Here is a 19,750-nt window from a genome sequence, read left to right on the forward strand (position 1 = left end):
TGCAGATAGTTGCGTTCAATCGTCCGGTCGTAGCTGTTATCGCGCATTGGATCGTCCTCCAGTGGAGCGATCCAATCAGCGAATTAGTGAACATGCACAGCAATGACGATCGAGGCTAAGCCACTCTCCGTGCCGCGCCCGCCTTCACCAAAATCGCATCAAGACAATCGATCATCAGTGATATCTCCTCACGCGTGACGTTAAGCGCCGGCATGAAGCGCAGCGCATCGGGCTGCGGCGAGTTGATGAGGACACCGTCCGCAAGCGCCTCGGCCACGATCGCCGCACCGATCGGCAGCTTCAGATCGAGCGCCAGCAACAGCCCGCGGCCGCGGACTTCGCCGAGACCGTGCCGCGCCGATAATTTCTGCAATTCGCTTTCCAGGAACAGGCCGATATCCGCAGCTGCTTTCAGGAATTGCGGCTTCGAAACCTCCTCGAGCACCGCAAGCCCCGCAGCGCACATCAACGGATTGCCATTGAACGTGCCGCCCTGGTCGCCATGCTCGAAGCAGGAGGCCTGTTCGGTCGCGAGCAGGGCTGCCAGCGGCACGCCGCCGCCGATACCTTTGCCGAGCGTCATGATGTCCGGCTCGATGTCGGCATGCTCATAGTGGAACAGTTTTCCGGTCCGGCCCATGCCGGTCTGGATCTCATCGACGATCAGGAGCAGGCCGTGGTCTCTCGTCAGCGCGCGCAGTTCCTTCAGGAATTGATCGGTTGCAGGCCAGACGCCGGCTTCGCCCTGGATCGGCTCCAGCATCACGGCGACCGTGTTGTCAGAAATCAGCGCCTTTACTGAACCGAGATCGTTGAGTTTGGCTTTGCGGAAGCCTGATACCTTTGGCTCGAACAGCGGCTCGAACGCCTTCTTGCCCGATGCAGACATGGTCGCAAGCGTGCGGCCGTGAAATCCACCTTCGAACGTGATGATTTCGAACGCGCCGTTCTTGTATTTCGTGCCGTATTTGCGCGCGAGCTTGATGGCACCTTCATTGGCTTCCGCGCCCGAATTGGCGAAGAACACCTGATCGAAGCAGCTCTTCTCGCAAAGTGCTTGGGCGAGCTTTAGGCTGGGGCCGTTGTAGAAGGCGGGACTTGGCGTCAGCAAAAGCTTGGCCTGTGCGGCAAGCGCTTCGGCGACGACCGGTGGCGAATGGCCGAGGCAGTTGACGGCCCAGCCCTGCATGAAATCGAGATAGCGCTTGCCGGCCTCGTCCCACAGATACGCGCCTTCGCCGCGAACGAACACGGCCTGCGGGCGGGCGGTGATGTTCATCAGCGCGTCGAACGGATGGGCAGCATGGGTCATGTCGATCTCCTCAGGGTTTTGGGGAAGGGGCAGGCCGAAACGCAAGAAGGCCGCACTTTTGAGGGTGCGGCCTTCTCGAAAACGTGGCTGAACTAGCTAATCAGCGTTGTCGTCGGACATGGCGCGCCCCATCATCGTCGCGGGAGCGACGACGCAGGCAGGCGCGGCGGTTGGTCCGGTTCAGCTTCATGGCGATGGCCCATACAGCCGGATGGCAGGGGATGTCAAGAGTGCTGGCCTTCAGCACCTGCCCCGCGATACGGGGCGTGACCTTGCTCTCGGTTATCAGTCCGATAACGTCGCCGACGTAAGTAAGCTGTATTAGAGGCTCAGTTGGTTAGATCGATTCAGTTTGAAAAGATTTGCTCGATACCGAGTCTCTCGGGCTTTTCGCTGGTCACGACGGCGGTAGCTGACGATCAATCGCTTCTGTTTCTATTTGTCGAGGTTTCCGGAAGCGGCTCCGTCGTTGAGACATTTCAGCATGGCATTGGCATTTTCCCGCGCTCAAGGATGGAAGTTCCGAAGCGATTTTGCCTGCAGCGCATGAGCGGTGGCTCGTTGCGGTCGATTGATCTTCCCCTGCTCGACGTCACTTTCCCTCGGCTCGATACCTTTCCCGACGGACAAATCCTTCTTGCGAGCTCCAGATGTTCGTGGCGTGCCGAACACGACTACGACCTGAATGGCGTCATCTTCGATCCGGGCACCGGCCGATCGAGACGCGTGCTCCTCGGTGACGGCATCGACAGCATGCAGATCGATCGCCTTGGCCGAATCTGGGTCTCCTACATCGACGAAGGCGTTTTCGGCAATTTCGGCTGGGGAGCTCCAGGACCGCCGCCGGTCGGCTCGAGCGGGCTGGCGTGCTTTTCTGCGTCTGGCGAAAAGCTCTGGGAGTTTCCAGAAGATACGGGCTACAACATTACGGATTGCTACGCACTCAATGTGTCAGGCTCCGAAGCGGCCATCTTCTTCTACACGGGCTTTCCGATCTGCAAGGTCAGTGGAGACTATCGCCTTAGCTTCTGGAAGACAGATCTGCGAGGCTGTCACGCATTTGCGCTTTCCGAAACGGAGGCTCTTTTTCTGGCCAGTACAAGGAGCCGCCCGACCTGGCGCATATCGGCAGGCTGGTCGCGGGCGAGCTTACGGAAACCCGACGAATACGTCTCTTGATGCCAGACGGCTCCAGGCGATCGGGAGGACGATTGGCGGGGAGGGGCAGGCACCTCTACCACTTCGATGCCGAGAACGTTTGTCGTGTGAGCTTGGATTGACGGCGTGTTCTGGCCGTTACCCAAACGCGTCAGAATCCAGCGACGCTGCCGTGCAGGTCATACTGATCCGCGCGCTCGATCTTCGCGGTGACGATCTCGCCGACCTTCAGCGGGCGGCGGCTGGAAAGATAGACCGCGCCGTCTATCTGCGGCGCGTCAGCCTTTGAGCGGCCCTTTGCGACCGTCGGTCCGACCTCGTCGACAATGATCTGTTGCCTGGTGCCGACCTTGCGCTTGAGGCGGCGGGCCGAGATTTTCTGCTGCCGGGCCATCAGCGCGTTCCAACGCTCCTGCTTGATCTCATCTGCGACTGCATTCCCGATCGCATTCGAGGCGGCGCCTGCGACAGGCTCGTATTTGAAGCAGCCGAGCCGATCGATCTCGGCTTCTTCGAGCCAGTCGAGCAGATAGGCGAAATCGGAATCGGTCTCGCCGGGAAAGCCGACGATGAAGGTCGAGCGCAACGTCAGGTCAGGACATTCCTCGCGCCACTTCTTGATCCGCGCCAGCGTCTTTTCCTGCGCGGCGGGACGCTTCATGGCTTTCAGGACGTCCGGGCTCGCATGCTGGAAGGGAATGTCGAGATAGGGCAGAATCTTGCCCTCGGTCATCAGGCCGATGACTTCGTCGACGTGCGGGTAGGGGTAGACGTATTGCAGCCGCACCCACGCGCCGAGATCGCCGAGTTCCTTGGCGAGATCGAAAAATTTTGCGCGGACCTGACGGTCCTTCCACGGACTTTGCGCGTACTTCACGTCGACGCCGTACGCCGACGTGTCTTGCGAGATAACAAGCAATTCCTTGACGCCGGCTGCGACGAGCCGCTCCGCCTCGCGCAGCACGTCGTTGGCCGGACGCGACACCAGGTCGCCGCGCAGTTTCGGGATGATGCAAAAACTGCAGCGGTTGTTGCAGCCTTCGGAAATCTTCAGATAAGCGTAGTGGCGCGGCGTCAGCTTGACACCTTGCGACGGTACCAGATCGAGATGCGGGTTATGCACCGGCGGCAGGGCGCGGTGCACGGCCTCCAGCACGCTCTCATATTGCTGCGGGCCCGATATCGAGAGCACGCCTGGATAGGCCGCTTCGATTTGCTCGGGTTCCGCGCCCATGCAGCCGGTGACGATGACCTTGCCGTTCTCGGCCATCGCTTCGCCGATGGCACCGAGCGATTCCTGCTTGGCGCTGTCGAGGAAGCCGCAGGTGTTGACGATTACGATGTCGGCGCCGTCATGCTTGCGGGCTAGCTCATAGCCTTCGGCGCGCAGCCGGGTGATAATGCGCTCGGAATCCACCAGCGCTTTGGGGCACCCAAGGGAAACAAAGCTGACTTTGGGCGCAGCGGCCTGTTGCATATTTCATCTGCCTGATTGATCGGCACGAGCTAGTCCTAATGGCCCACAATTACAAGGCTTTGCGCCAACTTCTGACGTGCTATGGATGCCCGGCCGGGGTATGAGTTGATCGATGAGCGCTGAGTCGTCGCCGAAAATCGTCATAGTCGACGAAAGTCCGATCCGGGCCGCAATCCTGGAAGAGGGGTTGCGGGAGGCGGGCTTTACCGGCGTTGTCCATATCAGTGAGATGCAGAGCCTGCTGGCGCGGATCTATGCGCTCGACCCTGATGTCATCCTGATCGACCTGGAAAACCCCAGCCGTGACGTTCTGGAACAGATGTTCCAGGTCAGCCGCGCGGTGCGACGGCCGATCGCCATGTTCGTCGACCAGAGCGACGCGGCCTCGATCCAGGCCTCCGTCGATGCCGGCGTTTCCGCCTACATCGTGGACGGTCTGAAGAAGGAGCGGATCAAGCCGATCCTCGATCTCTGCATTTCCCGCTTCAACGCCTTCTCCAAGCTGCAGGACGAACTCGACCGCACCAAGTCGGCGCTCGAGGAGCGCAAGGTGATCGACCGCGCCAAGGGAATCCTGATGAAGGTGAAGGGCCTCACCGAAGAGGAGGCTTATGTGCTGATGCGCTCCACCGCGATGCGCGAGAAGAAAAAAATCGGCGAGATCGCGCAGTCGATCCTGACCGCGTCGGAGCTGCTGAAATGACGACACCGCTGCATATCGGCTTCATTCCGCTGGTCGACGCGGCCGCGCTTATCATCGCCGTCGACAAGGGCTTTACGGCCGCCGAAGGGCTCGATGTCACGCTGGTGCGTGAAGTGTCGTGGTCCAACGTCCGCGACAAGCTCAATATCGGCATGTTCGACGCGGCGCATCTGCTGGCGCCGGTCGCGATCGCCTCGAGCCTGGGCCTAGGTCACGTCAAGGTGCCGATCGTTGCGCCATTCAATCTGGGCCTCAATGGCAATGCGATCACGGTATCGCCGGCGCTGCACGCCGCGATCATGAGCGAGATCGACGGCGACCCGCTCGATCCTATGGCCACTGCACTGGCGCTCGCCCGCGTCGTTGCCGCCAGGCGCAAGAGCGGCGCGGAACCGCTGACGTTCGGAATGACGTTTCCGTTCTCCACCCATAATTACCAGCTCCGGTTCTGGATGGCGGCGGGCGGCGTCGATCCCGACGAGGACGTGCGCCTGGTGGTGCTGCCGCCGCCCTACATGGTGGACAGCCTCGCCAACGGCCATGTCGATGCGTTCTGTGTCGGCGCGCCCTGGAACTCGGTTGCGGTCGATCTCGGTGTCGGCCACATCCTGCATTTCGTCGCTGATATTTTGGTGCGCGCGGCCGAAAAGGTTCTCGCGGTCAGGCAAAGCTGGTCGGAAAAGAATCCGAACGTGCTGGCTGCCCTGATCCGGGCGGCTGCCAAGGCCGCCGAATACATTGAGGAGCCCGGAAACCGCGCCGAAGCCGCTCATGTCCTGGCGCGGCCCGAACGGCTCGGCGTCGGCGCCGAGGTGATCCAGCGCACCCTCGACGGCCGATTGAAGGTTTCACCCGACGGCCAGCGGCGCGAGAGCGGCCGCTATCTTCTGGTCGGGCGCGAGGGGGCGGGCCGGCCCGATCCAGCGCAGGCCGCCTGGCTCTACGCCCAGATGGTGCGCTGGGGGCAGACGGAGATGCGGCCGGATGCGCTTCGGACCGCCATGGCGGTCTTCAGGCCCGAGCTCTACGACGCCGCCATGGGGCGTCCGGGGGCGGTCCCCGACGCGGTTGGCGCCATCGGCGCCTTTGCCGGCCCCGCATTCGACCCCGCGGATATCGCCGGGCATCTGGCGGCTTTTAAGATTGGGCACTGGAAGCCGGTCGGTTGAAGCAATATTAGGCAATTCTCCGCACTGTCTATTTGTTAGGCGGGCTGCTCAGGAATCATCTATGAAGCTCGCTTCATAATTTCGAGCTCCACCTCGGAACAGACTGAAATTTCAAGAGATTCGTCGCGACCCCATCTGGCACGCAACTTGTATGGTGCAGTGCGGTCGGCTCGTCGTTGATGCCTGCCGGCCTACGTCCAAGATGGATTTCCGCAGCAACGAAGCTGGTCGGACCGCATACCCGGAATCTCAGCCCGGCAACCACGCCAGGCCGATCTCCTGGGCGGTCAATCCCCATTCGTTGACGCCACTTGCCGTGGCCGCAGGAGCTTCGTCGCGCATGAAAATCGAACCGCTCACAGTCGACTTTACCGACGAGCAGAAACGCTACCTCGAAGGCTTTACCGCGGGCTTGCAGATCAGCCGGGTCGGGCGCGGCCTCGGCGGCAGCGCGGGCAAGGCGAACGCCGAACCGATCGGGCCGGATGCTGCGCACATCAAGGCGCAGGACAAGGTGATCGCCGCCGGCAAGAAGCTCGCCGATCCCGAGAAGTTCAAGCGCGAGGAGCATCCGTTCGATGCCTATCCGCGGCTGAAGCAGCAGGCGCTCGACAACGCGCCGCCAAACCCCGCGGATAATTTTCGCTGGCGCTATTACGGCCTGTTCTACGTCGCGCCGGCGCAGGATTCCTACATGTGCCGCCTGCGGATTCCGAACGGAATTCTGAAGCACTGGCAGTTTTCGGGATTGGCCGATCTCGCCGAGCGGCTGTGCGGGCCGTTTTGCCACGTCACCACGCGCGCGAATCTGCAGGTGCGCGAAATTCCGCCCAAGCATGCGGTGGCTTTGATCGAGGGCATCCAAGATCTCGGCCTCTGTTCGCGCGGCACCGGTGCGGACAACATCCGCAATGTCACGGGCACGCCGACGGCGGGGATCGATCCGCAGGAACTGATCGACACCCGCGAATATGCTCGCGAGTGGCACTACCACATCCTCAACGACCGCTCGCTGTACGGTTTGCCGCGCAAGTTCAACGTCGCCTTCGACGGCGCCGGCAAGATCGCCGTGCTGGAGGACACCAACGACATCGCATTCACGGCGGTCGAGGTGAGGGACGGTTTTGGCGCCGAGCCCGGCGTCTGGTTTCGGCTGGGGATCGGTGGAATTACCGGTCATAAGGATTTTGCAAAATACACCGACATCATCGTCAAGCCGGCCGACGCCACCAAGGTCGCTGACGCGATCGTGCGCATTTTCATCGAGCTTGGCGACCGTACCAACCGCAACAAGGCGCGGCTGAAATACGTGCTCGACGGGATGGGGCACGAAAAATTCCGCACGTTGGTCGAGGAGCGGCTCGGCAAGCCCTTCACCCGGGTGCCGCCGGAAGCGCTCGCGCCGCGCCCGGCGTTCGACCGCATGGCACATATCGGCGTGCACAGGCAGAAGCAGGAGGGGCTGAACTGGATCGGCGTGTCACTGCCGCTCGGCAAGGTCACCTGCGAGCAGATGCGGGGGCTAGCCAAAATCGCGCAGGATTTTGGCGACGGCGATATCCGCCTGACGGTGTGGCAGAACCTGCTGATCTCCGGCGTGCGCGACGACAACGTCGAGCTAGCGGTCGCCGCGATCCAGGCGATCGGGCTCGCAGTTGAGGCGTCGCAAATCCGCGCCGGGCTGATCGCCTGCACCGGCAATGCTGGTTGCCGATTTGCCGCCTCGAACACCAAACGCCATGCCGCGGAAATCGGCGACTGGTGCGAGCCGCGCGTCAACATCGAGACGCCGATCAACATCCACGTCACTGGCTGCCATCATTCCTGCGCGCAGCACTACATCAGCGATATCGGCCTGATCGCGGCGAAAGTGGATGTTGGCGACGATGTCGATCCCGTCGAGGGCTATCATCTCTTCACTGGCGGCGGCTTTGGACCCGACGCTGATGTCGGGCAGGAGGTCTATCACGATCTCAAGGCCGAGGATGCGCCGAGGACGGTCGAGAAACTGCTGAAGGCGTATCTCACGCATCGCGCATCGCCCGATGAGACGTTCCTGACATTTGCACGCCGCCATGACGGAGAGACGCTGCGCAAGCTGGCCGACGCCGAGGTGTCCCCATGAACCAGATCACGCCTCCATCCAAGATCGAGATCATTCCCTCGAACGCGCCGTTCTCAGAAGCGCAGCGATCGTGGCTGAACGGGTTCTTTGCCGGACTTCTGTCGGATGCGACGCCGTTGTCGGCCGAACAAGGCGCGGCTGTCATGCAGGGCGCAGCCGGCGATGGCGATGACGGCGAAGCGCCGTGGCACGACCAGACCATGCCGATTGCCGATCGCATGAAGCTTGCGGAAGGCCGGCCGTTGCGGCGGCGGATGATGGCGGCGATGGCGCAGCAGGATTGCGGCCAGTGCGGCTATGACTGCCACAACTATTCGGAAGCAATTGCGAACAGGAGCGAAGCGCGGCTCAACCTCTGCGTCCCCGGCGGCAAGGAAACCGCCCGGATGCTGAAGTCGCTTTATGAGGAGATCGACAAGGCACCCGCGCCGTCATCGGCGCCTGCGGCGGCGGCTGTTGCACCGACGGCTCCAGGCGAACCCGGCCGCTCGCGCGACAATCCTGCGAACGCAAAATTCCTGTCGCGGCGGCTGCTTAACGGCAAGGGCTCGGAAAAGGAGACCTGGCATATCGAGTTCGATCTCTCCGGATGTGGCCTCGACTATGTCGTCGGCGATTCGTTCGGCATCTTTGCGCACAACGATATCGGCCTGGTCGACCAGATCATCGCACTTCTGGGCGCATCGCATACCACGGAGGTGAGGGGAAAGACGCTGCGTGAAGTATTGCGCGACGACGTCTCGCTGTCGCCAGCGCCGGATTCGCTGTTCGAGTTGCTCTCGTATCTGACCGGCGGCGCGCTGCGCGAGAAAGCCCGCGCGTTGGCGCAGGGCGAGGATCCCGATGGCGACGCGGCAACGCTCGACGTTATGGCGGTGTTGCAGAAATTCTCGCGCATCCGTCCGCATCCAGAGGCGTTTGTCGAAGCGCTGGAGCCGTTGCAGCCACGGCTCTATTCGATCTCGTCGTCGCACAATGCCACCCCCGGAAAGCTGTCGCTGACGGTCGACTGCGTGCGCTATGTGGTCAACAAGCGACGACGTTTGGGATTGGCCTCGACGTTCCTTGCCGAGCGCATCGATCCCGGCGACGAGGTCAAGGTCTACGTACAGAAGGCCCATGGCTTCGCGCTGCCGCAGGATCCCAAGACGCCGATCATCATGGTTGGTCCCGGCACGGGCATCGCGCCGTTCCGCGCCTTCCTGCTCGATCGCCGCGCCACCGGCGCGCCGGGCAAGAACTGGCTGTTCTTCGGCCACCAACGTAGCGACTGTGATTTCTTCTATGCCGACGAACTCAACGCGATGAAGACCTCGGGCCTCTTGACGCGATTGTCACTGGCGTGGTCGCGCGATGGCGAGAAGAAATTTTACGTGCAGGACCGCATGCGCGAGGTTGGCCGCGAGGTATGGACCTGGCTTGCAGAGGGTGCCCACATCTACATCTGCGGGGACGCCAAGCGGATGGCCAAGGACGTCGAGCGCGCGCTGGTCGACATCGTCGCCCAGTTCGGCGCCCGAACCACCGACGAGGCTGTTAACTTCGTCGGGGAACTCAAGAAGAAAGGCCGGTTCCAACAGGACGTTTACTAATCCGGGTTCCCACTTGCTCAAATCGGCCCGAATAAAATTCTCGCTCTGATCGGGAAGAGGGGAAATTTCCCCTCGAAATGGTGCACGCCGGAGCGCCCGTATCGCTATTTCGGCGAATATCTTGCATCCGGGCGCGATCGATATTCCATATGCAGTCCATGCCGCGTTGGAGATCGATCATGCGCGAACTATCGGCGGAAGCCCGCCTGCACCTTTACGCACGCTCGGTGTCCCGCCGTTCCGGCACCGGCTTTCACACCGCCGCGCTCTACAGCGCATTCGCGCTCATTGCCGCGATCGTGTTCGGCACGCTGTCGGTCCATCCGTTCTAGGATGAATGCGCCGTCTTGAATGGCGCCACCGTAATCCCCGCATCCTTCAGCGCCTGACGCACGCCGCGCGCGATGTCGACGGCACCCGGCGTGTCGCCGTGAATGCACACGGTGTCGGTGCGCATTTTGATCACCTTGCCTGTGACGGAGACCACCGCGCCGTCCTGCACCATCCGCACCACGCGATCGGCGATTTGTTTCGCATCGTGCAGCACTGCGCCGGGCTTCTTGCGCGACACCAGCGAGCCGTTGTCTTCATAAGCGCGGTCGGCAAACACCTCATGGACCATCGGCAAATTGGCGGCTTCTCCCGCCTGCACCAGCTTGGAATTGGCGAGCACCACGAAGATCAGATTGGGATCGACCGCCTTGATGCCGTTGGCGATGGCTGTTGCGGTCATGTCATCCTCGCAGGCGACGTTGGAGAGCGCGCCATGCGCCTTGACGTGGGTGACCTTGTAGCCGGCCGCGGTTGCAATCGCCTGCAGCGCGCCGATTTGGTAGGCGATGAGGTTCTCGATCTCCGAAGACTTTAGGCCTGGGATCGGCCGCCGGCCGAACCCGTGCAGGTCGCGATAGCCGGGATGCGCGCCGACCGAGACGCCGCGTGCTTTCGCCAGTTCGACCGTGCGGCGCATGATGTCGGGATCGCCGGCATGAAAGCCGCAGGCGACATTCACCGACGTCGCAAGCTCGATCATGGCGGCGTCATTGCCCATTTCCCACGCGCCAAATCCTTCGCCGAGATCGCAATTGAGGTCGATGGTTGTCATGTTGTCCTTCCGCTTCTCGTGAGTGGATTGGTGCTCAGTCCGGGCCCGCTATGTCGGCCATCGATACCGCGTGCCAAGTTCCGGCATCGACCGCGCTGACGGCGTGGCCCGCGACATTGGCATCGTGCAGCGCGTCGATGTTGAGATCAACGCTTTCGATTGCCCGCAGCCGCTCGGGCAGCGTGCGCAGCAGTTCCGCAAATTTGCGCGCTTCCGCCTGCGCTTCGGCCATGCTGACGGCCCTGAAACGAAAGGCGCGCCCGGCGGGGATCTGCGCCAACCGCCCGAGATCGGCCGAAATCACGGTCGCGATCTTGGGATAGCCGCCGCTGGTGCCGCGATCCGGCATCAATACGATCGGCTGGCCGTTGCCGGGCACCTGCACGCTACCGTTGACGGTACCGTCTGAGACGATGTTGTGGCCGTAGAGGTGCTTGAGGACGGGACCCTCGAGCCGGTAACCCATTCGGTCGCTGGTCGCCGATATCTTCCATTCGCTGTCGACGAACAGCTTTTTGGTCTCCTCAGCGAATTCGCCGTCCTGCGGACCCCAGACCACGCGGATCGGCGCGTCGCTTGCCGCGGGCAGTTCGATCCGCCGTTCCGCCGCCGCGCCGACTGCGGCCTTCGCCGGTAGCTCGTCGCCGGCCTGCAGTGGGCGAGGATAGGGGCTGCCGAGGCCGGCGCGCGCGTTGACGGCGAGGCTGCCGAACATCGGCTCGCCGGCAATGCCGCCTTCGATCGCGAGATAGCTGAAGGCGCCGCCGCGGGCGAAGCCCAGCGTCAGCATCTCGCCATCGGCGAGAGTTGCGGACGTATCGGGTGTCATGGTGCGGCCGGCGATGTCAGCATTGCGCGGGGCTCCCGTCAGCGCGACGCGCACCGCGCCGCCGCGCGCGGTGAATTTTGCGCCGAACGGACCGACTTCGACGGCCGCCATGAACGCTTCATTGCCAACCAGCGTATTGGCGGCCGCCAGCGCCAGCCGATCCATCGCGCCGCTCGGCACTAGGCCGTAGCGCTGGGCGCCGGGACGTCCGCCGTCCTGTACTGAACTCGCCGGGCCGATCGATGCAATGACGAGCTTGCTCATGAGGCGATCTGCTCGGCAATGATTTCGCCGGCTTCGGCGGCGCGATCCTGTTCCGCAAAGGTCTTGGCATCGACGGGCGTGAAGGTGACGTTGTCGCCGGGCTCCAACAGGAAAATCGGATCGCGGTGAAGCTGGTAGGTGCGGACCGCTGTCCGTCCCAGAAGGTGCCAGCCGCTCGGGCCGGCGAGGCACTGCACGCCTGTCTGGACGCCGCCGATCGAGATGGTGCCGGCCGGTGTCAGCAAACGCGGGTTCTGCCGCCTCGGCATGTGCAGGCTATCCGCAAGTCCGCTAAGATAGGACCATCCGGGCGTGAAGCCGATCATCGCGACCCGGTAGTCGCCGGCGACATGCCGCGCCACGATCTCCTCAGGCGTCGTGTTGAGGGTTCTGGCGACGTCCTCGAGGTCGATGCCGTGCTCGCCGCCATAAACCACCGGGATGCGCCAGCGCCGGGTCTTTGTCGCTGCCGGTACCGGCCGTTGCGCGAGCACAAGGATCTTTTCGCCGAGCTTGTCGAAATCGATTTGCTCGGGATCGTAATGGACCAGCAGCGAGCGATAGGTCGGCACGGTCTCGGTGACACCCGTAACCGGCTCAGCGGTCATTGCACGGTCGAGCGCCAGCACCCGCCGGTTGGCGGCGTCGTCGATGTTGCGGCTGAATTCCACCGTGATGGCGCTGTCGCCACTCGGCAAAAGGCGGGGCGGGGGAAGCGTCGCGGCCATGGCCTCGTTACTGTCTCGCAGCTCTCGTGCTAGGCACAAGCTGTAGCGTGTTTTGGGCGCGAGTGGAATTCGCTTCGCGCGAAATCAGCCTGCAAGTTCAATAAATTAATCTGCATGCCGACGATAAGATGTTATGATCGCGGTTGTTTCCGCGAGCCCTTGACGTGACATCGGCGCTTCGCAAGATGCGCTACCTTTCATCCATCCCTCCGGAGCCCGCATTCCAGATGTCCCTGTCCCTCGAAGCCCTCGCAACCCTTTCCGGCGTGTCCACCGCCACCATCACCACCGTGCTGCTCAAGAAGGGCCTGCGAAACGTCTGGATGCGCGGCACCAAGCCGCTGCGGCCCGGGCAGCCGCGGCTGGTCGGACCGGCTTTTACGCTGCGCTTCGTGCCCGCGCGCGAAGATCTGGCAACACCGGAGTCGTGGTCGTCGCCGATTTCGACCCGCACCGCGATTGAAGCGATGCCGAAAGGCTGCATCGCCGTGGTCGATGCCATGGGCGTTACCGACGCCGGCATCTTCGGCGACATTCTCTGCGCGCGCATGGTCAAGCGCGGCGTTGCGGCGCTGATCACCGATGGCGTGGTGCGCGATGTTGAAGGCGTGCTCGGCACCAATCTCCCGGTCTGGTGCGACGGCTTCGCGGCGCCGCCTTCCGTAGCCGGGCTGACTTTCGTCGGCTGGGGCGAACCGATCGGCTGCGGCGGAGTTGCCGTGTTTCCGAACGATATCGTCGTCGCCGACCAGGATGGCGCGGTGCTGATCCCGCAGGCGTCGCTTGATCACGTGCTGGCCGAAGGCCCGGAGCAGGAGCGGATGGAAGCCTGGATCGTCAACGAGGTGAATAACGGCGCGGCATTGCCCGGCCTCTATCCAATGAACGCCGAGACCAAGGCGCGCTACGCCGCGACGAAGAAGTAACATCAACAGGCAGAGGCAACTCCATGGAAATCCATCTCGCGGGCTCCCGGCCGACGCGCCGGGCGCCGACTGAATATTTCACTGGCACGGTGCTGCAGGATCCGATCATCCAGACCGAGGCACCGGCACGGCTGGCCTCGACGCGCGTCTCCTTTGAGCCCGGCGCGCGCACGGCATGGCATACGCATCCGCTGGGTCAGACGCTCTACGTCATCTCCGGGGTCGGACGGGTGCAGGCCAAGGGCGGTCCGATCAGGGAAATTCGTCCCGGTGATGTCGTCTGGATTCCGCCCGGCGAGAAGCACTGGCATGGCGCTTCGCCGACCAATGCCATGATCCACATCGCCATGCAGGAAGCGCTCGACGGAAGCTACGTCACCTGGATGGAGCACGTGACCGACGCGGAATATTCGGCGAAGGTGGGTTAGGCTGCAGCCTCAAATCCGCTGCGCGGTCCAGGTGCCCGAGCAGAGTGCCGCGCGCCATGTGCCCGATCCCGACGTGCCCGCGAGTCGGCCGTAACCGACTGCGCGCTTCATCCCGCTCGCCAGCGTGACATTGACCGTGCCGGCTTCGGCCACGCGGCCGGAAGCCGTTACCGCGGCGCTGTTCGAGGCCACCTGGCCGTTGCTGATTTCGATCGAAACCGAGGCGCCGCTGCTGCAAGCGGCATTCGACGAGGTGATCTGCACATTCCAGTCGCCATCGAATGTTGCGGCTGCGGATGGTGTTGCCAAGCCCAGTGCAGCAAGCAGCGAAACGGCGACCACGGATTTCCGAGACTTTACCATGACGAGCCCCTTTGATTTGGACCCGATCACGATCTCACAGTGTTTCCGTGACGACTGTGATTGCTATCACGCGTTCAAGACTCCATGAAAAAGCCCCGCGCAGCGGCGGGGCTTCGGTCGAATGCGCATTGCCTGCTGGTCAGTTGACGCGGGTCCAGGTCTGGCCGCCGCAGAACATGCCGCCGAAGGCGCAGCCCTGAACGCGCAGACTGTCGGTACCCTTGAGGGCGATCGTCGAATCGTAGGTGCTGCCGGTGTTCGGATCGAAAATCCGGCCGCTCCACTTGTCCTTGCCGGGCTTCATGTTGATCAGGACCTGCTCGCCGTTCTGGTTCGACTTCTTGTCGACGGAATAGCCGCAGAGATTGGAGCCGCATTGTTCGATCCGCACCTTGCCTTCCTTCTCCTCCGTCAGCCAAATGCCGAGCGGTGAGTTCGCAGACGGCGGCGAAGCTGCCGGAGCCGCGGCCTGTTTCTGTTGCGGCGGCGGTGGCGCTGGCGCGGCAACGGGAGCAGGTGCTGGCGGTGTTGCCGGAGCGGCGTTCTGTTGCACCGGGGGAGCAGGAGGTGCTGCCGCAGGCGCAGCGGCGTCTGCCGGCGTAACGGCTGCCGTCGTGCTCGACGGCGTGGCTGGTACAGCGGCTGGAGCAGGGGCGACAGGTGCCGGCGCAGTCGCAGGGGCAGCCGCTTGCTCCGCTGGAGCCGGCACGGCCGGCGCTGGCGCAGTCTCGGGTGCGGCTTGCGGGGCGGTCTTTGCCTGCTGCGGAGCCTTCCTGGTCGGACGATCGAGATCGCCTTCCTCGCCACGCGCGCGTTTGGTCTTCTTGCCGGTATTGTCGTAGACGCCGGGAATAGAAACGGTGCCGCGATCGGGATCGATCGTAATGGTGCGACCGCCATACTCGAAAGTGTACTGCGCCTGTGCAGCGGTGACGGTGCCAGCCAGCAAGAGCGCGGCGATAGCGAGGCACTTCTTCATTATGACGACCTCCTGAACAGGGAATCCGGATTCCCGCAGCTACTACGCAGCTGCAGCTTCACTCAACGTGATCCAGATCACTTTCAAACTATAAGTCGTGTACTAGCGGCTTTGGTTCAATTCGACCGCGGCAGTCTAAATTGCGCCCAATGGACGGTCAATTTCCTCGGAAAATAGGCTTCTCCAACCGAGAATCAATCGAGGCATAATTTTCCTAAAGCTTCCGTCCTGGAAAGCAATGTGCAGCCATTGATCGACAAGGCCTTCAGCGCGAGATCGCGCTGAAGCCAGTAGCCTTCTCGGCAAAATCGAACGGCTTGTCGGGATGCACCGCGCAGAGCACGCTCGCGTGCTGCTTCTGCTGGTAGCGGGTCTCCGAAGCGTCCGTCATCATCAACCGATCCGCAGCGTGCCGCGCTCAACCACGCAGGTTACGCCTCGCTGCTGTCCTTGCGGGCCAGATTGGCGGCGGCGCTACGCCCGGTCATCTCGCTCTTCAATTGCTCGAAGCGTCGGCGCGCGTGGCTTTCGCGATCGTCGACCATCTGGATCGCGGCTTCCCGCGACATCGGCCCGGTGACGATCGGCGTGGAGTTCTCCCCGATGGTCTCGTCGACATAATAGTCGCCGTTGTCGAGCCGGACCGTCCATTTAAAACGGATCGCGGTCATTGGGCCGGGTCCGAACTTGCAGTAGCCGTGCGCCTCGATGGGCGGAGGAGACGTGGGTATGGGCGGAGGGATTACCGGCATCGGCGCCGCGACCGCCGGCTTTTCGGGTTCACGACGGCTTTCCGGCGGGTCAAGGATACTGGCGATGGTTGCCAGGGCGTTGTCGGTCGGGTCGCTTTGGGTCACGATTCAGCCTCCGGATCGAGCCCGTTTGCGGAATCAGTATCCGTCGCCGCCCAAGGCTCCTTCCTTGCTTCCGAATAAAGCTAGGATTTGTCAATCCGTGGCTTTTTTGGGGCGCGCGCCTACGCGCAAACCGGAGGTATTTTGTTCTTCCAGGCCCGGACCTGTTCGAGCTGGCCGGCCAGCCGGAACAGCGTCGCCTCATCGCCGAATCTGGCCGAGAACATCATGCCGAGCGGCAATCCGGCCTTGTTCCATGCCAGCGGCACCGACATCGCCGGCTGCCCGGACATGTTGAACATGGAGGTGCCGGGCATGTAGCGCCGCAGGATCGGGGCAACGTGCGACAGATCGTTTGACATGGTGTTGAGTTCGCCGATGCGCAGCGGCGGCGCGCACAAGGTCGGGCACAGGAAAACGTCGCAGCTCTCGAAGAAGGTGGCCAGCGAGCGGGAAATCTGGAAGGCAGCGAGCTGGGCGGCGACATAGTCGGTCGCCGAGGTCCTCTTTGCGTTGCGCGAATGCGCCAGCGTCAATACCTCGAGGTCATTGTCCGTCATCTCTCGCCCGAGCCGCTGCTCGATCAAACGAACCGTCAGTGCGGTGTTGCCGCCGACGATAGTGGTCATGACCGCGGCTGGATCGGCGGCAAGCGCTGGCGCCTGTTCCTCGACGTGATGGCCGAGCCCCGCCAGAAGGCTTGCGATTTCACGCACGGCTGCCGCGATTTCCGGATCGATGGCATCGCCATACGGCGATTTATCGGAGAACGAGATACGAAGCTTGCCCGGATCGCGGCCGACTTCCTGCGAAAACGGCCGCTCCGGCAGCGGCGCGACATAGGGGCTCGATGGCTCTGGCCCGTGGATCGCGTCCATCATCACCGCGCTGTCGCGCACGCTGATGCTTACCACGTGACCGCAAGAGAATCCGGCCCAGCCTTCGCCGCGATCGGGGCCGAGCGGATTGCGCGCCCGGGTCGGCTTCAGGCCGAACACGCCGGAGGCGGAGGCGGGGATGCGGATCGAGCCGCCGCCATCGCTGGCGTGCGCGACGGGAAGGATGCGAGCGGCAACCGCCGCCGCGGCGCCGCCGGACGACCCGCCGGAAGAATGCTCTAGATTCCAGGGATTGCGGGTTGGCCCGAACAGGCGCGACTCCGTCGTCGGCATCAGGCCGAATTCGGGACTGGAGCTCTTGCCGAAGATGGATACGCCGGTCTCGAGGAAACGCCGCGCCAGAGTACCGGTATGGTCGGCCACAAAGTCCTTCAGGACCATGGCGCCTGAGGTCGTGCGCGTGCCCTCCAGGAGGTCGAGGTCCTTCAACAGAAATGGCACGCCGGTAAAGGGACCATCGGGCAGGCTGTGTTCGATCTGACGCTCGGCATAGTCGTAATGCTTGACGACCACTGCGTTGATCTGCGGATCGATCTTTGCGGTGCGGGCGATGGCCTCATCGAGCAATTCCTTGGCCGAGACCTCCTTCTTCCGAACTAGTTCGGCAAGGCCGACCGCGTCGTAATCGCCGTATTCCTTGAAGGCCATGCACATACCTCGCTTGCCCGCCGAGCCGATAGATCGGCCGCGCTTGGGGCTATTTACTGCGGACGAGTTAGCCGAGTACGTCCTGATTGATCACGTTCTGGCGCAAGGGATCGCCGTCCAATACGCTCAGAATGTTGCGGGCCGTCTGCTCGCTCATCCGGTCCACGGCTTCCACGGTGACGCCGGCGACATGCGGCGCCATGATGACGTTCGGCAGGGCGAGCAACGCCTGACCGGCCGGCGGTGGCTCCTGCTCAAAAACGTCGAGGCCCGCGCCGGCTAGCTTGCCGGACACCAGAGCGGCGTGCAGCGCGGCCTCGTCGACGATTCCGCCGCGCGCCGTGTTGATCAAATAGGCAGTCGGCTTCATCCGCTTCAGCCTGTCGGCATTGAACATGCCGACAGTCTCCGGATTCTTGGGGCAATGGATGCTGACGAAGTCGGCGCGCGGCAGCGCCGCGTTGAGGTCGGCGATCGGCTCGCAACCGGCGGCCTTGATGTCGGCGGGATGCTTATAGGGGTCGAAAACCAGGACGTTCATTTCCATCGCGAGGCAGCGCTTGGCGGTGCGCGTGCCGATGCGCCCAAAACCTACGATCAGGACGGTCTTGCCGAAGAGGTCATAGGGCAGCATCCCGAGCCTATCAGCCCATTTGTCGTCCCTGACCAGCGAATGCATTTCCGTTGCGCGCTTGGCGAGCGTCAGCATCATGAACAGCGCGTGTTCGGCAACGGAGGGCGAATTGGCGGTGCCGGCCACCATCAGCGGCACCTTGCGGCGGCTGAGCGCGGGGACGTCGACGGCATCGAACCCGACACCGATCCGCGTCACCACCAGCATGTCTTTCGAGGACTCGAGCTCGGGCTCGCCAAAACGGGTGCCACCGAGAGCGACGCCGTGGACCGGCGCATGCTCCCTCAGCTTGATATTGAAATCCTCCTGCGAAATCATGTTGGGAAATTCGACGAGCTCGACGTCGTCTCTCGCGTGAAGCAGCGCTCTTCCCTGCTGTGACATCGATTCAGTGATGAAGATTTTCTTCTTGTTGGTAGCCATTTCCTGCCCTTAGTAACCTCGCAATTGCGCCGTCAAAGGACGACGCCGGTCACCTCGTTTAGCAGGTGCATATTGTTGAGGTCCACAGCCAATCGGAGAGGGGCGCCATCCTGCGCGCCAGCATTGGGATTGACTCGGCCGCAGACCTGCGAGCCTTCTAGCGTAAAATAGATCAGCGTCTCCATTCCCATTGGCTCGGTGACATCGAGCACCGTGTCGAAGGCCTCCACGCCGGGTGCAAGATGCGGCCGAGCCTCGGTGATATGCTCGGGCCGCAGCCCCAGCAGCAATTTGTCCGTGCGCGGAATGCCCTGATAGCGGGCGGCGCGGGCCGGCGGCAACGGGAAGGCGATGCGGTCGGTCAACCGGATGTGCACCTTGCCGGCGAGATCCTCCAGCCGGCACGGGATGAAATTCATCGCCGGCGAGCCGATGAAGCTGGCGACGAATTTCGTCGCCGGCTTGTGATAGAGCTCGTTCGGCGTGCCGATCTGCTCGATGCGGCCATGGTTCATCACCACCACGCGGTCGGCCAGCGTCATCGCCTCCACCTGGTCGTGGGTCACGTAGACCGTCGTGGTGCGGACCTTCTGGTGCACCTTCTTGATCTCGATCCGCATCTGCACGCGCAGCTTGGCGTCAAGGTTGGACAACGGCTCGTCGAACAGAAACACCTTTGGGTTACGCACGATGGCGCGGCCCATGGCGACACGCTGGCGCTGGCCGCCGGACAACTGCTTCGGCTTGCGGTCGACCAGTTCGACGATGTCGAGCATGCGCGCGGCCTCGTCGATACGGCTCTTGATCTCGGCCTTCGGGTAGCGCTTCAGCCGCAATCCGAACGACATGTTTTCCGCAACCGTCATGTGCGGATAAAGCGCGTAGTTCTGAAACACCATCGCGATATCGCGATCCTTCGGCGGCACGTCGTTGACGATGTCGCCGCCGATCATGATGTCGCCGTCGGAGATATCTTCCAGGCCCGCGATCATCCGCAGCGTTGTCGACTTGCCGCAGCCCGATGGTCCGACCAGCACGACAAACTCATGGTCCGCGATGTCGAGGTCGATGCCGCGCACCGCCTCGACCTCGTCATAGCGCTTCACAACCTTACGCAGCGTCACGTCAGCCATG

The 19,750-nt window shown here is 62.8% G+C and carries 19 protein-coding genes and 1 pseudogene; 8 read left to right on the forward strand and 12 right to left on the reverse strand.

The annotated features are described in order from the left end of the window. Positions 1-115: 115 nt before the first annotated feature. On the reverse strand, positions 116-1,312 hold the full coding sequence (locus IVA95_RS11870; protein WP_247510639.1) for an acetylornithine transaminase: 1,197 nt from the start codon (positions 1,310-1,312) through the stop codon (positions 116-118). 513 nt (positions 1,313-1,825) lie between these two features. Between IVA95_RS11870 and IVA95_RS11875 the strand changes: the two genes are divergently transcribed. Then, a complete protein-coding gene (locus tag IVA95_RS11875; RefSeq protein ID WP_247510640.1) occupies positions 1,826-2,491 on the forward strand; it encodes a hypothetical protein in 666 nt (221 codons plus the stop codon). Between the two features lie 130 nt (positions 2,492-2,621). Here the strand turns inward: IVA95_RS11875 and rimO are convergent, their stop codons facing one another. Further along, a complete protein-coding gene (gene rimO / locus IVA95_RS11880; RefSeq protein ID WP_247510641.1) occupies positions 2,622-3,947 on the reverse strand; it encodes a 30S ribosomal protein S12 methylthiotransferase RimO in 1,326 nt (441 codons plus the stop codon). Between the two features lie 112 nt (positions 3,948-4,059). On the opposite strand from rimO, the gene IVA95_RS11885 reads away from it, so the two are divergent. The 5 genes from IVA95_RS11885 (at position 4,060) to IVA95_RS11905 (ending at position 9,868) form a co-directional block, all read left to right on the forward strand. After that, entirely contained in the window at positions 4,060-4,650 is a 591-nt protein-coding gene (locus tag IVA95_RS11885; protein ID WP_028346026.1) for an ANTAR domain-containing protein, read from the forward strand. Then, a complete protein-coding gene (locus IVA95_RS11890; protein WP_247510642.1) occupies positions 4,647-5,819 on the forward strand; it encodes a CmpA/NrtA family ABC transporter substrate-binding protein in 1,173 nt (390 codons plus the stop codon). Before IVA95_RS11885 ends, IVA95_RS11890 begins: the two co-directional genes overlap by 4 nt. A gap of 340 nt (positions 5,820-6,159) precedes the next feature. Further along, positions 6,160-7,944 carry a NirA family protein gene (locus IVA95_RS11895; protein ID WP_247510643.1) on the forward strand — a complete coding sequence of 595 codons (1,785 nt, stop codon included), beginning with the start codon at positions 6,160-6,162 and terminating at the stop codon, positions 7,942-7,944. Next, positions 7,941-9,536, forward strand: coding sequence for a sulfite reductase subunit alpha (locus tag IVA95_RS11900; RefSeq protein WP_247510644.1), 1,596 nt, complete (start codon positions 7,941-7,943; stop codon positions 9,534-9,536). The genes IVA95_RS11895 and IVA95_RS11900 overlap by 4 nt, the downstream gene beginning before the upstream one ends. Before the next feature lie 179 nt (positions 9,537-9,715). Then, complete coding sequence (locus tag IVA95_RS11905) at positions 9,716-9,868, forward strand: hypothetical protein (protein ID WP_176721835.1); 153 nt, start codon at positions 9,716-9,718, stop codon at positions 9,866-9,868. Here the strand turns inward: IVA95_RS11905 and IVA95_RS11910 are convergent. The 3 genes from IVA95_RS11910 to pxpB are packed head-to-tail and all read right to left on the reverse strand — an operon-like array spanning position 9,865 to position 12,462. Continuing rightward, positions 9,865-10,641 (reverse strand): 5-oxoprolinase subunit PxpA, encoded by a 777-nt coding sequence (locus IVA95_RS11910; RefSeq protein ID WP_213253785.1) that lies wholly within the window; start codon positions 10,639-10,641, stop codon positions 9,865-9,867. The two genes, IVA95_RS11905 and IVA95_RS11910, sit on opposite strands and share 4 nt — an antisense overlap. Positions 10,642-10,675: 34 nt before the next feature. Then, positions 10,676-11,734, reverse strand: a complete 1,059-nt coding sequence (locus tag IVA95_RS11915) for a biotin-dependent carboxyltransferase family protein (RefSeq protein ID WP_247510645.1) — start codon at positions 11,732-11,734, stop codon at positions 10,676-10,678. Beyond that, positions 11,731-12,462 (reverse strand): 5-oxoprolinase subunit PxpB, encoded by a 732-nt coding sequence (pxpB, locus tag IVA95_RS11920; protein WP_247510646.1) that lies wholly within the window; start codon positions 12,460-12,462, stop codon positions 11,731-11,733. Before pxpB ends, IVA95_RS11915 begins: the two co-directional genes overlap by 4 nt. Before the next feature lie 227 nt (positions 12,463-12,689). On the opposite strand from pxpB, the gene IVA95_RS11925 reads away from it, so the two are divergent. Both IVA95_RS11925 and IVA95_RS11930 read left to right on the forward strand, forming a co-directional pair. Further along, positions 12,690-13,388 carry a ribonuclease activity regulator RraA gene (locus tag IVA95_RS11925; RefSeq protein ID WP_247510647.1) on the forward strand — a complete coding sequence of 233 codons (699 nt, stop codon included), beginning with the start codon at positions 12,690-12,692 and terminating at the stop codon, positions 13,386-13,388. A gap of 23 nt (positions 13,389-13,411) precedes the next feature. Beyond that, complete coding sequence (locus IVA95_RS11930) at positions 13,412-13,816, forward strand: cupin domain-containing protein (protein WP_247510649.1); 405 nt, start codon at positions 13,412-13,414, stop codon at positions 13,814-13,816. A 9-nt stretch (positions 13,817-13,825) separates the two neighbouring features. Here IVA95_RS11930 and IVA95_RS11935 read toward each other — a convergent pair whose 3' ends face one another. The 7 genes and pseudogenes from IVA95_RS11935 to ugpC form a co-directional block, all read right to left on the reverse strand. Then, positions 13,826-14,179 (reverse strand): hypothetical protein, encoded by a 354-nt coding sequence (locus IVA95_RS11935; protein ID WP_247510650.1) that lies wholly within the window; start codon positions 14,177-14,179, stop codon positions 13,826-13,828. A gap of 139 nt (positions 14,180-14,318) precedes the next feature. After that, positions 14,319-15,158, reverse strand: coding sequence for a DUF2147 domain-containing protein (locus IVA95_RS11940; RefSeq protein WP_247510651.1), 840 nt, complete (start codon positions 15,156-15,158; stop codon positions 14,319-14,321). 135 nt (positions 15,159-15,293) lie between these two features. Continuing rightward, positions 15,294-15,564: pseudogene (locus IVA95_RS11945) on the reverse strand (hypothetical protein); the annotation flags it as partial. A 25-nt stretch (positions 15,565-15,589) separates the two neighbouring features. Continuing rightward, positions 15,590-16,015, reverse strand: coding sequence for a hypothetical protein (locus IVA95_RS11950; protein ID WP_247510652.1), 426 nt, complete (start codon positions 16,013-16,015; stop codon positions 15,590-15,592). Positions 16,016-16,134: 119 nt separating this feature from the next. Next, positions 16,135-17,559, reverse strand: a complete 1,425-nt coding sequence (locus IVA95_RS11955) for an amidase (RefSeq protein ID WP_247510653.1) — start codon at positions 17,557-17,559, stop codon at positions 16,135-16,137. 67 nt (positions 17,560-17,626) lie between these two features. Then, positions 17,627-18,616 (reverse strand): hydroxyacid dehydrogenase, encoded by a 990-nt coding sequence (locus tag IVA95_RS11960; RefSeq protein ID WP_247510654.1) that lies wholly within the window; start codon positions 18,614-18,616, stop codon positions 17,627-17,629. A gap of 32 nt (positions 18,617-18,648) precedes the next feature. Then, positions 18,649-19,749 carry a sn-glycerol-3-phosphate ABC transporter ATP-binding protein UgpC gene (ugpC, locus tag IVA95_RS11965; protein WP_213253775.1) on the reverse strand — a complete coding sequence of 367 codons (1,101 nt, stop codon included), beginning with the start codon at positions 19,747-19,749 and terminating at the stop codon, positions 18,649-18,651. Between the last annotated feature and the right edge of the window lies 1 nt (position 19,750).

The sequence above is a fragment of the Bradyrhizobium sp. 157 genome (assembly GCF_023073815.1).
In the GTDB taxonomy this organism is placed as follows: domain Bacteria; phylum Pseudomonadota; class Alphaproteobacteria; order Rhizobiales; family Xanthobacteraceae; genus Bradyrhizobium.

Coding starts and splice junctions, on each gene's coding strand:
- IVA95_RS11870 (WP_247510639.1), bottom strand. CDS start 1,312: ATGACCCATGCTGCCCATCCGTTCGACGCGCTGATGAACATCACCGCC.
- IVA95_RS11875 (WP_247510640.1), top strand. CDS start 1,826: ATGGAAGTTCCGAAGCGATTTTGCCTGCAGCGCATGAGCGGTGGCTCG.
- rimO (WP_247510641.1), bottom strand. CDS start 3,947: ATGCAACAGGCCGCTGCGCCCAAAGTCAGCTTTGTTTCCCTTGGGTGC.
- IVA95_RS11885 (WP_028346026.1), top strand. CDS start 4,060: ATGAGCGCTGAGTCGTCGCCGAAAATCGTCATAGTCGACGAAAGTCCG.
- IVA95_RS11890 (WP_247510642.1), top strand. CDS start 4,647: ATGACGACACCGCTGCATATCGGCTTCATTCCGCTGGTCGACGCGGCC.
- IVA95_RS11895 (WP_247510643.1), top strand. CDS start 6,160: ATGAAAATCGAACCGCTCACAGTCGACTTTACCGACGAGCAGAAACGC.
- IVA95_RS11900 (WP_247510644.1), top strand. CDS start 7,941: ATGAACCAGATCACGCCTCCATCCAAGATCGAGATCATTCCCTCGAAC.
- IVA95_RS11905 (WP_176721835.1), top strand. CDS start 9,716: ATGCGCGAACTATCGGCGGAAGCCCGCCTGCACCTTTACGCACGCTCG.
- IVA95_RS11910 (WP_213253785.1), bottom strand. CDS start 10,641: ATGACAACCATCGACCTCAATTGCGATCTCGGCGAAGGATTTGGCGCG.
- IVA95_RS11915 (WP_247510645.1), bottom strand. CDS start 11,734: ATGAGCAAGCTCGTCATTGCATCGATCGGCCCGGCGAGTTCAGTACAG.
- pxpB (WP_247510646.1), bottom strand. CDS start 12,462: ATGGCCGCGACGCTTCCCCCGCCCCGCCTTTTGCCGAGTGGCGACAGC.
- IVA95_RS11925 (WP_247510647.1), top strand. CDS start 12,690: ATGTCCCTGTCCCTCGAAGCCCTCGCAACCCTTTCCGGCGTGTCCACC.
- IVA95_RS11930 (WP_247510649.1), top strand. CDS start 13,412: ATGGAAATCCATCTCGCGGGCTCCCGGCCGACGCGCCGGGCGCCGACT.
- IVA95_RS11935 (WP_247510650.1), bottom strand. CDS start 14,179: ATGGTAAAGTCTCGGAAATCCGTGGTCGCCGTTTCGCTGCTTGCTGCA.
- IVA95_RS11940 (WP_247510651.1), bottom strand. CDS start 15,158: ATGAAGAAGTGCCTCGCTATCGCCGCGCTCTTGCTGGCTGGCACCGTC.
- IVA95_RS11955 (WP_247510653.1), bottom strand. CDS start 17,559: ATGGCCTTCAAGGAATACGGCGATTACGACGCGGTCGGCCTTGCCGAA.
- IVA95_RS11960 (WP_247510654.1), bottom strand. CDS start 18,616: ATGGCTACCAACAAGAAGAAAATCTTCATCACTGAATCGATGTCACAG.
- ugpC (WP_213253775.1), bottom strand. CDS start 19,749: ATGGCTGACGTGACGCTGCGTAAGGTTGTGAAGCGCTATGACGAGGTC.